Source organism: Arthrobacter sp. H5 (assembly GCF_000520595.1).
Classification (GTDB): domain Bacteria; phylum Actinomycetota; class Actinomycetes; order Actinomycetales; family Micrococcaceae; genus Arthrobacter_D.
Genome location: NZ_KI914996.1, coordinates 1 through 15343, shown reverse-complemented (window position 1 = coordinate 15343; position 15343 = coordinate 1). Strand labels below are relative to the sequence as shown.

The window sequence follows — 15343 nt, the reverse complement described above, 5'->3', positions numbered from 1 at the left end:
CGACTGCACCAGCCGTGTCGTTTTCCCTGATCTGCGCAAGAGCGCGTCCCTGGCCGCTTTCAATACCACAACGGTCGATTTGATGATTGAGGAACCAGGCGAATACCCCTGGGCGTGTGGCATGAACATGCTGCACGGCAGACTCATTGTTGAACCGGCCTCCACAACCGATAGCGCTTCCGCCACCGGGGGTGCTGTCGCCGGCCCGGGCGGGTCTGTCGTTAAACCACTGGATGGTGGCAGTGGTGGCAGCGGGACGGCTAGGGCTGTAGGTGTCGGGCCGACCCTTGAGGTCCGGGACCGCTACCAGCGCGCCGAGTTCATGTTGCCCGGAGCGTTGCGCAGCCTGCCCATCGATACCGAACGCGGCGAGGCCGAGCTCTTGGCCATTGCAGGAGTCGGGTCCGCCGTGGTCAACTTTGGCGCCGAACGGGCGGTCGTGACTTACGACGCTGAACAGGTCGATGTTGGCACACTCGAGCGTGCGGTCGCGGATTCAACGGGATTCCCCGCGCGTCTGCGCCCCGAACCGGGTTTCGCGTCAACCGAGGACGTTGAAGCCGAGGCCCGTAAGGCCGAATTGAAAGACCTGCGATGGAGGGTCGCGCTGGGAACGGTGTTGACCCTGCCGGTCCTGTACGCGGTGATGGTTTCTGAGCTGGTGGGTGAGCAGTACGTGCCCGACGTTCTGGAGAGCTCCATTGTTCAGTTGGTGCTCACACTCCCGGTGATGCTGATTGTCGGCTGGCCCATTCATCGGATTGGGTGGCGGGCACTGGGAAATCGTTCCGCTGAAATGAACAGCCTGATCACCCTGGGAACGACGGCTGCTTTTCTTTACAGCCTGGTCGCCACCTTCGCCCCGCAGATCCTCCCGGAGGGCGTTAGGGACGTCTACTACGAAGTCGTGAGTTTCATCATCACGATTATCCTGCTGGGCCGGTTGGTCGAGGCCCGTGCCCGGGCAGGAACCGGAGACGCCATCCGTGCCCTGGTCGCGCTGACTCCGGCGACGGCCCGTCTCCTTCGGGACGGGCAGGAGGTGGAAACACCGGTTGAGCACGTGCGTGCCGGAGACGACATCCGGGTCCGGCCAGGAGAGAAAATACCCGTCGATGGTGAAATCATCGAGGGCCGATCATCCATCGATGAATCGATGGTCACCGGTGAGAGCATTCCGGTGACTAAAACCAGCGGGGATACCGTCATCGGGGCAACCGTGAATACGACGGGTGCGTTCACGATGCGCGCCACAAGAGTCGGAGCAGATACCGCCCTCGCCCAAATCATCAAACTTGTGCAGGAAGCACAAAGCACCAAGGCACCCATTCAACGCCTGGCGGACACCGTCTCGGGCTATTTCGTTCCAGCGGTTGTCTTCATCGCGATCAGCACGTTCGTGCTGTGGTTCGTTCTCGCTGATTCGCTCCCGTTGGCCGTCGTGGCCGCCGTGAGTGTGCTCATCATCGCCTGCCCCTGCGCGCTGGGCCTGGCCACACCACTGTCGATCATGGTCGCCACCGGAAAAGGCGCATCCCTGGGCGTCCTGATCAAAAGTGCAGCAGCTTTGGAAACGGTCCATAAACTGCATACCGTGGTGCTGGACAAGACCGGCACTCTCACCCAAGGAAAACCTGCGCTCACCAACGTGTTCCCGGCAGCCGGTATCGATGAGGTCGAGTTGCTCCGGCTCGCCGGTTCGGCCGAAGCGGACAGCGAACACCCACTGGCGGCGGCGATCACCGAAGGCGCCCGTAGCAGAGGTGCGGTGTTGATGGCCGCGACAGGATTTGATTCGATCACCGGTAAAGGAATACGATCCACCGTTGACCATCGTCAGATCCTCATCGGCAATGCGACACTGCTCAGGGATGCGGGGATACCCATTACTGACCTTACGGAAGCAGCTGATCGGTTTGCTGGCGAGGGTAAGACCCCAATGTTCGTGGCCATTGACGGCCGACCGGCGGGCGTCATTGCTGTCGCCGACACTCTGAAACCTAGCTCACAGTCGGCTGTCGCCGGCCTGCGCAGGCAGGGCTTGGACGTTGCCATGATCACCGGTGATCACAAAGCAACAGCCCTCGCCGTCGCCCGGCAGGTAGGCATTGAACGGGTACTGGCCGAAGTACTTCCTGAACATAAGGCTGCCGAGATCCGTAATCTCCAGGATGAAGGCAAACTCGTGGCCATGGTCGGCGATGGCATTAATGACGCCCCCGCCCTCGCCCAGGCCGATGTCGGCATCGCCATCGGAACCGGTACGGACGTTGCCATTGAAGCCGCTGACGTGACCCTCATGTCCGGGGATCTCTCGGGGATGACGAACACGATTGCGCTCTCAAGAGCCACCATGCGCAACATTCGCCAGAACCTCGTCCTCGCGTTCGGTTACAACACAGCAGCAATCCCTTTGGCAGCAGGCCTGCTCTACCCGGTTACGGGAGCGCTACTCTCGCCCATGGTTGCTGGAGCCGCGATGGCACTGTCCAGCATCAGCGTCGTCGTCAACTCGGCCCGCCTCAATCGCTTCACACCCCCAACACCCAGGACAGCTAAAGAATCCTAGAAGTCAACGGACCCACAGCGGCTCTGATACTGGTCGACACCTTACCCGTTCAGGCGCTTTCGTCGACCCGCAGATCAGACACACGCAAGAAACGCCCAGCTCCGCGCTAATCCCAGGTGCGCTCCTGCGAAGACCAGCCGGTATCGTCCGTCGTCCGAATTTCCTGGCTCGTGCCAGCCCTGTTCACCTTTGTCGGCTGCAGACTGTGAGCATCCGCCGGAGGCCACCTTCGGTGTGCTCCTCTGAGTGACGGTCCCGAAGAGACGGCGCGGCCGGATTTTCCCCACCCTTCGGCTTGCTTGGGCTGTCGGCAGGATCCTTTTTCCTGTCGCTCGGGCGGTATTGGTCGCTGATCTCACCATCAGGGCCGTTCTCCACCCCGGGTGGGGCCTCCTGCTTGCCGCCGCCTACACGGGATAGAAGGGACTCCACTCGAGCGTCGTGGATTGAACACGCACGTGATAGGGCGAGACTAATCGTGTGGCCGCGACCGCATGGGCAGCTTGGTCAGCGGGCGTTCGGTGGCTCTCGAGCACATTAAACTGACAGTGCCGGCAGCATCTGGTGCTGCCGGCACCGTCAGCAGATGGAATAGGTGTTTCCCGGCGGGGGTGTTGCGCTTATGCGGCGACTGCGACGCGGCGTCGGATAAGAGCCCGGACTGCGGGATATGCGGTGAGGAACCCCAGAACAAGACCGATTTGCATGAGGAAGAAGAAACTGATGTCGGTGGGAGCCGGCATGAAGTTTCCGAAGTGCATGACAAGCATCCAGCCGCCCATGCCGATGTCGAAGGCCAGGACGGTGACGGAGGCTGTCAGCAACGCAACCCCGGCACTTTTCCCGGCAGAACCGCGGCCTTCCGAGGAAGCGAAAAAGTACTCAAAGACGAACAACAAGGCGATGGCCAGTAACGCGATGACGATAATCAGTACCCAGAGGTTAGTTCCAGCGATGGTCAGCCCGCTGGCGACCACGAGGGGAACTCCGATGAAGTGCCCCACGGTTGCAGCGGCTCCGCCCGGGGTGCTGCCGGTGAGTGTTTTCCCGTGAAAATCCTTCTCAGACCGAGCCGCCCGACCCCCCGGGGTGCTGCTGCCGGTCTTGCCCCACCGGTTGTAGGCCCAGAGGCCGAACGGCCCGAGGTACAGGGCAGAGATCGGCCACACTATGCCCATGGCGGCGTTGGGCTGCTGGTTACGCCGCCCGTAGATGTCATACAGCACCAGCGCTGCGCTGATCACTCCCAGTGCAACAAAAATCCAGGACACCGGCGTCAACCAGCCGGGCAGAGCTGTTTCCATGGACGTCATATCAGGCGCATCATTCATAGTGGTGGGTACTTTCTTAGTGGTGTTCGTCAACCACGGGTGAATGCCCGTGGGGGGTGCATAGCAGCTTTCATCGGCTGCGGGACCACCGTGCGCGGGTGCGCATACGGGTAGCCATACGGACTAGCCAAGAGGGCGCTGCCAGCCGGTTGATTCACAGACGGTCGCTGTGAGGGCGGGACAGGTTGTGTTCCAGTCGGGCACCTGAGAAGGGGCTCGTCCAGCTGACCGCTACGAGGGCTGACCCAGGAAGGTGAGCCGGCGCCGGTACTCTTCGTCGTCAATCTCACCCTTGGCGTACCGGGAACGCAGAATTTCGCGGGACTCCTGTGCGGTAGCGGCACGATCGGCCCGATGCGCCGTGCCGCTCCTGCGGGCAATCATAACCAATGCCGTCGCTGTCACTACCAGGGCCAGCACCACCAAAATCGACCAGATGACCGCCGCTCCCATCATGCCGCCGCCCATCATGCCGCCGTCCATTATTCCGCCCACACCCTGTACCACCTTTGAGTTGATTTCGGACCTGCACATCGCACTCTACTATACAACCTAGTAGAGTGCGCTTAAGTTCATTCAGGGGAACGTGACTTTTCCGAAGAGCGGTGAAGCGGCGCCGTGGACGCGGAGGCGGGGTTAGGCGGAGGCGGGGAAGCCGGTGGGGCAGGTTTGTGCGTAGGCGCTGGAGACCGCCGGTGCTGCAGCCACGGTCAATGGCAGCACGAGCATTGCGGCTGCGGCGGTAACCGCTAGGGCAGTGCGCAGGACACCAAGGGGGACTGTGGGGGAGGCGAGCCGGCGCACTCTGGCCAGGGCGCTGGCGCCCCCTGCACCCAGGGCCGCGGAAGGTGCCGGGTTTGCTTCGGCCAGCCGGACGACGGCGGTGGCTACAGTCAGCCGGCTGCTGCTGTGTGCGGCGCGGTCGTCTGCGTCCATTTCGACCAGACGCATCAATTCGGTGCGGGCGATGCGGAACGCCGGAACCCGGGGGAAAGCGCGGTGGATTGCGTTCGCAGCGGCGAGAATCAGGTGGTGGCGTCCGCGCAGATGGGCCATCTCGTGGGCGAGGACCGCGGCCTGTTGATCCTTATCAAGGGCGCCCAATGCTGCGGAGGTGAACACGATTTCGTTCCGCCGACCCGGGAGGCAGTAGGCTGCCGCGTCGGCGTGTTCGACGACGAGGAACTGCCCGCTGGAGTCCCGGCGTGCCAGGAGTGCCAGCGATTGCAGCTGTTGCCTGCGCGCCCTGTGTGCTGAGAGCAATTCGGCGAGAAGGCAGAAGCCGGTGCGCGCTGCTACGGCGGCAGCGGTGAGGGCACCTGCAGTCGTGACGATGGCACCTCCGGGCGTGGAGTACTGCTCCTGCAGCGTCATCACACATGCCCGCAGGAAATCAGCAAGGTTCGAGGTGAACGGCATGGCAGGCACCGCCAGCGCCACCCCTGCGAAGACGATGCCCGCGATAATCGTTGCCGACAGCGTCTGCCACACAAGGATCCCGACCCTCGGCGACCGGTCAGACCAGGTGCCCCTGGACAACAGCGGTGCCACCGCGGCAGCGGCGACGGCGTAGACGAGCAAGAGGAGCGGGGCGCTCACTCGCTGGCCTGGGTCTGCGCCTTGATCTGCGCGGCCTGGTCCAGCACTACCCGCAACTGCGCCACTTCATCGGCAGGGATCTGCTCCAGAAAGTGCAGCAGGGTCGCAGTACGGTCGCTGCCACCGGCAAGCACCTCACCCATATGCGCTGCGGCATACTGTTCGCGGGTCTTCGTGGGACGGTAACGGAACGCCCTGCCGTCCTGCTCACGCACCAGCAACCCCTTGCGGTTCAGGGTGTCCATGACAGTCTTGACTGTCATATAGGCGATCTCCCGGTCCCGCTGGATGTCCTCCAGGATGTCGCGCACAGCAGCAGCACCCTGATAGGACCACATCCGCTCCATGATTGCGGATTCAAGCTGGCCGAGACGATGCATGCCAGCACCCTTTCTTTATGCAGTAAAACGGACCTAAAACGAGCCTGTGATACTAATCCTATCGTGCATAGTAGACCCTGCACACCGTGCTAATTCTTTGCGAGCCACCGCCGGAGTTTTTTCTCGGACAGCCGACCGAAACTGAACAACTGCCCGTCAACCAGAATTCCGGGGGCGAAGACGACGCCGTAACGCACTGCGAGTTCGCGGCCCCGGGTGCTCGCGAGCTCGACTTCCTCAATCACTAATGAATGCGTGGTTGACACGTCCTGCAGGATGTTTTTTGCCTGCTCACACCACGTGCAGTTCTGCTGTGTCAGAAGGGTCATGGTATGCATCAGCCGGCCCGCCCTGCCTCGAGATCATTCATCAGCTGGGTCACCGGAACATACATGGTGTAGTCCGGAGCCCCACCGTAGTCGGCGCGCCACTGAATGGTGCCCTCAGGGCCGACGAGGATGAAGGTGTGTCCGTTGCTCGACTCTCCCATCATTCCGAATTTGTTCGCCTCATACTGTCGGGAAACGGTGAGGTCTGTATCGGCCAGCGCCACCGTTTCCAGCCCATCGTCGGACATTTTCCGGGCGATGAGATCGGCCGGCCCGCTGGTGATGGTGACCAAAGAGTCGATCCCGGCCTCCTGCAGAACCGAGGGATTCTCTTCCAGGTCCTTGATCTGGTCCCAGCAGGGCTGACACCCCAACCTCTCATGGAAGTACAGCAAAGTTGATTTGCCGCTGTAGTCGCCCAATTCCACGGGGCCCCCCTCCACGGAAGGCAGGGTGAAGGCGGGGGCCTCGGATCCGGTGCCGGGAGATCCGACGTCGTAATCCACGCCCTCCGCCCGCATTTGGGCGGGGCCGGGCTCGGGGTCGGTGGAGCCTTGATACACCAGGAACAGGCCAACCACGGCGGCAACCACAACGGCGACCAGTACCCAGATTTTTAGCGGCCGCGAGGTGTTCTTCCTGGGTGATTCGGAAGTCTTTGTTGGTCCCATCAGAGGGATTCCTTTCGGGGCGACGCCGACCGCCAACGCGGCGGGGAAAGACGATGCCGCACCGGACACCGCTGCCACTCCTGCCAGCACCGGAGCGCAGCATGCGCTGGCTGCACCGGAGAAAGCGCCAAGGGCATAGACGGAACGTATGGTGCTTCCACCGGACCCGCCGCGGACAATCATGGGCAGCATGATTTTCCTGCCCGCCAGGATGAGCCCACCCATCACCATCATCGCCAAGCCGCCGATGGTGAAGACCGGGGTGTGATAGTCGATCAGCAGCCGGCTCAGCGCTGCAGCACCGAAGGCTATGGGCAAGATGATGGTGCCCACTCCAGCGGCGAAGACCAGCGTCATGGCCAGGATCTGCGTCTTTCGCCTGAAGGTCGTGGCAAAGAATGCTGGCAGCATGACCGAGACGCAACACGGGGCGAGAAGGACAACCATGCCACCAAGAAATGACGCCAATATGGTGGTGGATAGGAGTATTTCCTCCACGCCTCCATCCTTTCGATGTTGATGTTGATGCGGTGGGCCGGTACTACGACGTCAAAGAGCAGCCACCAGCCGACGCTAAACCCGATGAGCGACCTCACGGGGCAGGCACGCGCGGGGCATCGCGGCGACAGCTCCGCTGGTCGAACCTGCCCTGGTGGTGGTTAATCCATATGCGCGGGTGCGCCGTGGGATGGGTCCGACCAAATTCTTTGAGGTGCGCGCCTCAGTGCCGGGAGGGCGATTGCTGCTGCGTCTTGAGGGCTTGAACCTGCTCGCGCAATTGTGCCAGCTCTGTTGCCTGGGTTGAAGGGCCCTCGGAGGCTCCTGAGCTGGATGCCCGTTGGCCCATGGCGCAGTTTCCCCGCCGCATTGGTCGGAGGCAGAAGAAATACGTGGCTGTCAGCGATGCCAGGAAGACAGCCACCGGCAATGCCCATTCAGTCATCGAGAAGTCGCACCTGTCGACTGCGGCAGGGATGTGTCGTCAGCTGCGTCATTCCGGCCGGCGCGCAGTTGGTCGACTTCGGCGCGCAACTTGACCAGCTCCGTCTCATCGAGACGTTTATCCTGCGCAGGGGTTCCCTTGCTGCCGCGCATCATGAACCACATCATCAGTCCCATCCCAACGGGGCACGCGAGTAGGGCAAGGGCGTACAGTGCTTCACTCATTAGAGTTCTCCTTCATCGGTCGGGGTTGGGCTTGAGGGCATCATCTCGTTCGTACCCATGTCGAAGTCCGCGTCCATCATCTGTTCGTGCATGCGCGCCATGCCGGGGTTATCGTTCGTCATTTGCTCATGCATACGCTTCATGCCGGGGTTGTCCCTGGTCATTGATTCGTGCATCTGTGCCATGTTTGGATCCGAGTCCTGGCTGTTCATGCCATGATGACCGCCGGTGGCCTCAGCAGTGGCGCTGGGGCTCTCGGCAGCCGGAGGTCCAGCGGCCACTGACGGAGCAGCGGCCACCAGGGCCAAAAGCCCTGCAGCTGCAGCGGTGGGTATCCACAAACTCAAAGTCACTTACGTTCCTCTCATTGTTCGGTCAGTATCAACTACTACTAAAGATAGTAGCAAAGTACTAGGCAGATTAGTAGTCGCGGGCCTGGTAGGGCTTCAAGAGGTGTTTTTCCAAGGGGCAGCATTCCTGCCGGGCGTCTGTGGTCCGCAGGTGCGGTGTCGGGAGCAAAAATACTACGAATAATAGTACTGAAGGAGATGTCCGTGTCAGGCGGCACGTCATCTAGTGGAGGTATCGATCCACGGCGGAAATGAAGGAGTGGTTAATGGATCGAGGATCGCCCAGGATCCGGTGTGGTCCGACCCGGGTCAGGAGGTCTCTCCGGGAGGTGCTCGCTGCGTCGCTTGCTGCAGTCCTGCTCTTGACGATGTCCCTTCCTGCCGGTCCTGCCTCAGCGCATACCTATCTCTTATCCTCGGATCCGGCCGAGGGTGAGACCGTGGGCGCGGTTACAGAACAAAGGAAGTGAGACGGCGGGCTAAGCAAGCCTATGGCTCCTAAACCATGCACATCGGAGACAGCGGAGAACGTATGCCACTTTCCACATCGGTGGGGAACCGTATTTGGCGACGACAACAGCCGCAGCAGCCATCGACAGAGTCGCGTCCATAATGGTCGGCTCCTAAAGTTCCGCGGAGAGCCCTACAGGGCCAACCACGCCCTGATGAGATAGCTCGGTGCTCAAACGACAGAAAAACATGCTGAAGTGGCCGACTCAAGTTGACCAAACACACACCATCAGGCATCGGTCAGCCGTTGACCGCGGTGTCCACCGATCAAGCCGAGGCGCAGAGCTCAGGTGGTGAGCTCGTCTCCGGCACTAGTAGGTCCGGTCACGGTGGTCTGCTCCGCAGAGGTGAGCGGTGCGCTACGGTCCGACGCTGCGGGATTAGAGCGCCGGGACAGAAGCGCGGTTAGGCCCGCGGCCTGGGCCATCCCGAGGAGCAGGACGTACCACCCGCCGAGGCGCTGGTTCACCAAGGGGTCGATGCCCCAGGGGCGTTCCATCGCCGTGTACCAGTCGGCGGACAGCAGGGGCGCGCCGGTGACCATCCAACCGCCGAACAGGGCGTAGAACACGGCCACGGCCAGTACCGCGTTGCGGGCACGACGCCGGGACGGTGCGTCGCGGCGTGGGCCGCGGAGAACTGAGGTGGCGAAGAGGCAGCCGACCGACAAGAAGTGGACCACCATCCACTGGTGCCCCAGCAGTTCCCGGGCAGACCACTCGAGCAACGGCGAGACGTAGTACGCGAGCACGGAGGCCATGGCCAGGCCGGCAGCCGTGTACGGCTGGACGAGCGCGCGGGAGACCCGCGACCGGGAGGCGGCCTGGATCCACTCACGCACGCCCCTGCTGCCGTCCTCGCGGGGACGCACGACCAGCAGTGCGAGCCCGATCGGACGGCCCAGCACCAGCAGCGGGGCAACCACCGTAGCGAGAGACATTTGCGCTAGGACCTGGGCACTGAGGAGGAAGTTCTGGTAGTGATTGACGCCGCCGCTGGTGACGTAGAGCAGGACAAGCATGCCCGCTGTCCAGGAGAGCGTCCGGGTCGCGGGCCAGCGCGCGCCGTGGGACACGACCCGCCGCACCCCCACTATGTAACAGAAGAGGCCTACGACGACCAACACGATCCACAGCGGGTCGAACAGGGTCTCCGTCAGGAATGTGCGGACGCCGGGATCGGGTGGCAGAGGCTCATCGGCCATGGACTCCGCGAGCACCCGGTAATCCACGACGAGGACCGGGACCGGCTCGTCCTGTCGCAGCAGAGTCACCGCCGCCCCGGATGCAAGGGCCATGACGAGCACCTCGAAGGCCACCAGCCACCAGAAGGCCCTTTGGCGGCCGGAGGACTGCCTGTCCATTAAGGACAGCACCCAGCGGCGCTGCACGAATCCGATGACACCGAGGAACAGGATGGCGGCCATCTTCACCGCCACCAGGGCCCCGAAGGGCGAGCTCACCAGGTTCTCCACGGTCCCAACCGTGACCTGTGCCCTCAGAACACCGGAGAAGACGAGAACGACGAAGGACACCAACGCCAAGGTTGAATAGCGCAGCACCACGTGCCGCAGTCGCTCCTGCTCCAGGACGGGCCGCAGGACGATCAGGGCCATCAGACCGCCCAGCCAGACCGCGGCCGAGATGATGTGCAAGGCGAAGGCCACAATTCCGGCCTCGTGGGCCTCCCCGTAGTTGGGGTGCCCCATCAGGGCCAGAGGCACCCAGCCCGCAATGGCGAGAACGGCGGCGACGGCAGCGACGGACAGTCGCCGGGACCCGAAGCACAGCAGAGGGATGACGGAGATGATCACCGTGGTGGCCACCCACAGTTGCCCCAGCCCCACGTCGGTGAAAAACAGGATGAGGCGTTGCCCGAAGGATTCGGTGAAGGCGATCGGCTCGCCCCACTTGTCCAGGTAGTCCAGAACGGCCGCGACGATGGAGGCCAGGGCCCACACCACCGCGGAGGCTCCCGCGAGGTTCAGCGCCCGGGCGTAGGCCCTGCTGTCGGGGTTCAGAGCTATGCAGGCGAGGACCAGTGTGCCCGTCACCGCCGCACCGGAGACGTTGAACAGGAGCTTCATCGCCGGCAACGCCCAGAGGACGAAGTCATTGGCGCCTTCTGACACCTCGCCATGCATCGGCATGAGAGCACTAATCGCAGGGCCGGCCAATCCGACCCAGGACAACGATTGCATGAGCTGTCGTACTCTCCTCAAGATATGTTTACTAGGAAACATAGTAGTTGACCGGATCCCGGCCGCAAAACCCGGGAACGTGGTGCTGATGGGTCGGTACCGGCCGTCCGGCGGCCGCTACGTGGGTTGACCCGAGGTCGACGCTGGACCCGACGGCCCTCAGTGGTCAGACGGATGCGACACTGAGGAAGGAGGTGACGTCCTCGCTACCTTCGTTGGTCTATGTGGGTTTCCACGGGGCACTGTATTTCACGCCGTTGCTGGGGCAGGTGGTCAGCAGCAACGGCGGGCGGATCGCCTCAACTGCTGCCGCGCTGGTGGTCGGGTACCTGCTCTCCCACGCACTACTGTCACAGCCACCCTCTCCTGGCGCGGTGAAGGCTAAGCTAGCGGCACTTTTCACCGTGGTGGCATTTCATGTAACCGCCGGGATTTCGCTGACAACACGCGAAAGCCTTGTGGGAGGGGACTGGTACCTCCTCGTGGGTGACCTCTGGAATATCCCAGTCACGACCAATCAGCCCATCGCCGGCCTGATCCTCTGGGGTGCCGCACTGCCGCCCCTGCTGGCCCTCGCCATCGAACGCCCCGTGCGCACAGGCGCCCGGAACCTGGTTCCCGGTGTTCCGACACACTGATTTGGGGCCACCCCAAATACTCCACTACTATTGCCGATAGTAATAGTAGTGGAGTAGGTGTTCCGCTCCGTCACGGTGGACGGAGGCGCCACAGGCGCCGGTTCGCGGCAAAACGGAGCGCCCGGCTCCACCAAAATTCGAGAGAAAGAGATTCCATGTTCCCAAAGACCCTTCCCCGTAACGGCAAGAAAGTGAGCACCGCAGCCCTGGGAATCGCCGCGATGTTTCTCCTGGCGGCGTGCGGGCAACAGGCCTCCGGTCAGTCAGGCGAGTCTGCACACAGCGACGAGGCGCCACATAACGATGAAATACCCCACAGCGATGGATCGCCGTCACCGGGGGAGAACCCGTTCGGCCATGTGCATGGCCTTGCGTTCGATGCGGACACCGAACAACTCCTGCTGGCCACCCACAACGGGCTGTTCGACGTTGCGGCCGACCCTATCGAAAAGCTCGGCCCGACCCTCGATCTGATGGGATTCGCCAGTAACGGGAAAGACCTGTACTACGCCTCAGGACACCCTGGACCTGAAGTGGATCTTCCCAATCCCATGGGGCTAATCGAGTCTACCGACGGGGGAGAAACGTGGCAGGAACTCTCCCGCCAGGGCGAGTCTGACTTTCACACCCTGACCGTATCCGAAGACGGCGTCATCGGATTCGACGGAACACTGCGGAAAACAACCGATGGTAAGGAATGGTCCGAAGTAGAGACACAGGTCCAACCCGCGAACCTTGCGGCGTCCGTCGACGGGCCGACCGTCCTGGCGACCACGGAAGAAGGCGTCCAACGATCCAGCGATAACGGAGAGACCTGGGCTCTGCCGCCCGACTCACCGGTGCTCCTGCTGACGACCTTCGCCGATGCGGACACCGTCGTAGGGGTCAGCCCGGAAGGGGCTGTGCACATCAGCCAGGACGCGGGGCAAACGTGGAAAAAAACTGGAGGATCAACCTCCCAGCCTTCCGCTATCGCCGCAGACATGAACGAGCAGGAGGAGCTGCGGATTTGGGTCTCAACGGAAAAAGGCATCGAGTTCTCCGAGGATGAGGGAGCGTCCTTTGCCACGACCGTCTCGGCCGGATAGCAGCAGCCCCCGACACGGGGCATTGGCCCCTCACCTACGCCCGGACAATCCTGAGGGCGGCCGGGAGATCCTGTGACAATCGGAGAATTCTTCGCACAATCCGTCCAATCAGGCGCGCTCCTCCTGGCAATTCCGCTGGCCCTCACGGCAGGCATCGTGTCCTTCATATCGCCGTGCATCCTGCCGCTGGTGCCAGGCTATGTCGGGTACGTCTCCGGCCTTACTGACCCGAACTCCGCCGGAAACCGGCGCAAAGTCCTGACCGGCGTTGGATTGTTCATCCTCGGGTTCGCGCTGGTCTTCACCTTCTACGGCGCGGCTTTCGGACTCATCGGCGGCTGGATGCTGCGCTGGCAGGACCTGCTCATCCGCATCCTCGGCCTGTTCGTCATCCTCATGGGCCTGATCCTCGTGGGGCGCTTCTCCTTCTTCCAGCAAACCAGGAAACTCGGATGGAAACCAAAGAACGGGGTAGCCGGCGCGCCACTACTGGGAGTGGTGTTCGGTCTGGGCTGGACACCCTGCATGGGACCAACCCTCAGCGCGGTCCTGGCCCTGAGCACCACCACCGGAACCGCGTGGCGCGGCGCGCTTCTGGGTTTCGTTTATTGCCTCGGACTGGGCATCCCCTTCGTCCTGGTAGCCCTGGGCGTCGGCTGGGTAACACGGACACTGTCATTTGTCCGACGGCACATCCGCGTCTTCAACATCGCAGGCGGCTCCCTGCTGATCCTGGTCGGACTGCTCATGGTGTCAGGGGCCTGGAGCCTATGGATCTACCAACTGCAAAATCTGGCCGGCACCTACCTCACCCCGGTCTGAGAGGAGATGTCTACGCCGGCGACGGGCCACGCCTCACAGCGGATTCCTTACTGGACGCCCTACCAGAACCCAAGCTGATGGCTAACAGTCGAATCACCGGTCCGCCACCGCACCCTATTTTCATGCTGCTCTCCCATTTACGGGATTCGCATGATGAGCCTCCGATCATCATATTCACCCAGCCGCGCTGTGGGACATAGACGTCAGAGAACGGCCAACCACCTCGCCCAGAAACCTTTGCAGGGACAACAGTGCAGCCGAACGACACAGACTGCTAGAGCAATTTCCTCCATGTGGCTTTCCTGATATCTGACCCTCCTTGCCCTGCCCGATACTCCTCCCGCCCGGGCCCTCCTTTCATTGGACCAGCTCATGAACCCCGACGAACCAGTGTCATACATCCCATCCCCGACCATCAGCGCCCTACAGCTTGGACCGCTTTCCATCAACTTCTACGCGCTGTGCATCCTTGCCGGCATCGCGGTCGCGATATGGCTTACCGAGCGGAGGCTCACCGCACGGGGAGGCCAATCCGGCCAGGTACTGGACGTGGTGCTCTGGGCGATCCCTTTCGGAATCATTGGAGGCAGGCTGTACCACATCATCACCGACTACCAGCTCTACTTCGGGCCAGGTAAAGACCCCTGGGGTGCACTGCGGATCTGGGAGGGCGGACTCGGCATCTGGGGAGCTATCGCCCTGGGCGCGGTTGGTGCCTACATCGGCTGCCGCCGAAACAATGTCCAGTTCATGGCGTTCGCAGACGCCGCCGCCCCCGGCGTACTCATCGCACAAGCGATCGGCCGCTGGGGAAACTGGTTCAATAACGAGCTCTACGGCGCCCCTTCCACCCAGCCCTGGGCACTCCAAATCCACGACATGAACCCTGCAACCGGCAGGGCCCGGCAGAGCGCCGATGGTGCCCCCGTCGTTCTCGGATACTTCGAGCCGACCTTCCTGTATGAGTCACTGTGGACACTGGCCGCGGCGGCCTTGATCCTGTTCCTGGACAAGAAATACACTTTAGGAGCCGGATCAGTTCTCGCTCTGTATGTTGCCCTCTACACCACAGGCAGGTTCTTCTTCGAGCTGATGCGCTCCGACTACGCCAACACCATCCTCGGACTGAGAGTCAACACCTGGGTCTCCGGAATCCTTTTCCTCGCCGCCACCATCACGTTTTTCGCCCTCAAGGCCCGCTCCCGCTCCAGAACAGGCCCGACCAAAGACTAAATTGTCCCTAAGTGGGGTCGAGACAGCACCTCGTCACGGCTGGCGCGACTCACCCACAGGTGGACGGCTTTGAGCTGGGCCGCAAGGGCTCCCCACCTGCCCACAAGTGGATGACCCGCAAAAGCCCACCAGCACGAGCAAGGTCACTGGTTGTCTGTACCCGCCCGTACAGTCCCTTCGTGTAGGTCTGAGCGGCCTAGCGGGAGTTTCCGGGATTTTCTGATTTTTGGGCGTTTCGCCCAGTATTGGCGCGGTTTTTGTAGTATTACCTAGATATGACTTCGATTGTGGGCAAGAAGCAGGACGGCAAAACGTATTACTACGCAGTGGAGTCCGCCCGGGTTGACGGCAAGCCCCGCATCGTCTCCCAGCAGTACCTGGGTTCAGCAGAGGAGGTCATGGCCAAAATTGCAGGCGCCGGGCCCGGAGGTGCCCCGGTGCGCACCGCCCACCACA

General features: G+C 62.2%; 16 protein-coding genes. 6 read left to right on the top strand and 10 right to left on the bottom strand.

Annotated elements, in window-relative coordinates; translation table 11 throughout:
* On the top strand, positions 1 to 2569 hold a 2569-nt coding region (locus tag Y708_RS24515; RefSeq protein ID WP_343212967.1), incomplete at its 5' end, for a heavy metal translocating P-type ATPase.
* Between the two features lie 620 nt (positions 2570 to 3189).
* On the opposite strand, the gene Y708_RS0111480 is transcribed toward Y708_RS24515, so the two are convergent.
* The 10 genes from Y708_RS0111480 to Y708_RS24500 form a co-directional block, all read right to left on the bottom strand.
* On the bottom strand, positions 3190 to 3873 hold the full coding sequence (locus tag Y708_RS0111480) for a DUF4396 domain-containing protein (RefSeq protein WP_035776124.1): 684 nt from the start codon (positions 3871 to 3873) through the stop codon (positions 3190 to 3192).
* A 258-nt stretch (positions 3874 to 4131) separates the two neighbouring features.
* Positions 4132 to 4434, bottom strand: coding sequence for an SHOCT domain-containing protein (locus Y708_RS0111475; RefSeq protein ID WP_051478927.1), 303 nt, complete (start codon positions 4432 to 4434; stop codon positions 4132 to 4134).
* A 102-nt stretch (positions 4435 to 4536) separates the two neighbouring features.
* Positions 4537 to 5499, bottom strand: a complete 963-nt coding sequence (locus Y708_RS0111470; RefSeq protein ID WP_028280044.1) for a M56 family metallopeptidase — start codon at positions 5497 to 5499, stop codon at positions 4537 to 4539.
* Positions 5496 to 5879, bottom strand: coding sequence for a BlaI/MecI/CopY family transcriptional regulator (locus Y708_RS0111465; protein ID WP_028280043.1), 384 nt, complete (start codon positions 5877 to 5879; stop codon positions 5496 to 5498). The genes Y708_RS0111470 and Y708_RS0111465 overlap by 4 nt, the downstream gene beginning before the upstream one ends.
* 89 nt (positions 5880 to 5968) lie before the next feature.
* Positions 5969 to 6208, bottom strand: a complete 240-nt coding sequence (locus Y708_RS0111460) for a glutaredoxin family protein (RefSeq protein WP_216699783.1) — start codon at positions 6206 to 6208, stop codon at positions 5969 to 5971.
* 8 nt (positions 6209 to 6216) lie between these two features.
* Positions 6217 to 7377, bottom strand: a complete 1161-nt coding sequence (locus tag Y708_RS30440; protein WP_216699782.1) for a redoxin domain-containing protein — start codon at positions 7375 to 7377, stop codon at positions 6217 to 6219.
* A gap of 223 nt (positions 7378 to 7600) precedes the next feature.
* The gene (locus tag Y708_RS29165) at positions 7601 to 7822 is read right to left on the bottom strand and encodes a hypothetical protein (protein WP_155853829.1); all 222 of its coding nucleotides are present in this window, start codon (positions 7820 to 7822) and stop codon (positions 7601 to 7603) included.
* On the bottom strand, positions 7819 to 8046 hold the full coding sequence (locus Y708_RS0111445) for a hypothetical protein (RefSeq protein ID WP_028280041.1): 228 nt from the start codon (positions 8044 to 8046) through the stop codon (positions 7819 to 7821). Before Y708_RS0111445 ends, Y708_RS29165 begins: the two co-directional genes overlap by 4 nt.
* On the bottom strand, positions 8046 to 8399 hold the full coding sequence (locus tag Y708_RS0111440) for a hypothetical protein (protein WP_028280040.1): 354 nt from the start codon (positions 8397 to 8399) through the stop codon (positions 8046 to 8048). Before Y708_RS0111440 ends, Y708_RS0111445 begins: the two co-directional genes overlap by 1 nt.
* A 793-nt stretch (positions 8400 to 9192) precedes the next feature.
* Complete coding sequence (locus Y708_RS24500; RefSeq protein ID WP_216699781.1) at positions 9193 to 11055, bottom strand: bifunctional copper resistance protein CopD/cytochrome c oxidase assembly protein; 1863 nt, start codon at positions 11053 to 11055, stop codon at positions 9193 to 9195.
* Positions 11056 to 11300: 245 nt separating this feature from the next.
* Here Y708_RS24500 and Y708_RS0111430 point away from each other — a divergent pair, with 245 nt between their 5' ends.
* The 5 genes from Y708_RS0111430 to Y708_RS24490 all read left to right on the top strand — a co-directional run.
* A complete protein-coding gene (locus Y708_RS0111430) occupies positions 11301 to 11744 on the top strand; it encodes a cytochrome c oxidase assembly protein (RefSeq protein ID WP_162150470.1) in 444 nt (147 codons plus the stop codon).
* A gap of 155 nt (positions 11745 to 11899) precedes the next feature.
* Complete coding sequence (locus Y708_RS0111425; protein ID WP_028280038.1) at positions 11900 to 12832, top strand: F510_1955 family glycosylhydrolase; 933 nt, start codon at positions 11900 to 11902, stop codon at positions 12830 to 12832.
* 72 nt (positions 12833 to 12904) lie between these two features.
* A complete protein-coding gene (locus tag Y708_RS0111420) occupies positions 12905 to 13654 on the top strand; it encodes a cytochrome c biogenesis CcdA family protein (protein ID WP_028280037.1) in 750 nt (249 codons plus the stop codon).
* Positions 13655 to 14026: 372 nt separating this feature from the next.
* Positions 14027 to 14887, top strand: coding sequence for a prolipoprotein diacylglyceryl transferase (lgt, locus tag Y708_RS24495; protein ID WP_035776095.1), 861 nt, complete (start codon positions 14027 to 14029; stop codon positions 14885 to 14887).
* Positions 14888 to 15162: 275 nt separating this feature from the next.
* Positions 15163 to 15343: hypothetical protein (locus Y708_RS24490; RefSeq protein WP_028278493.1), on the top strand; the 181-nt coding region annotated here is incomplete at its 3' end.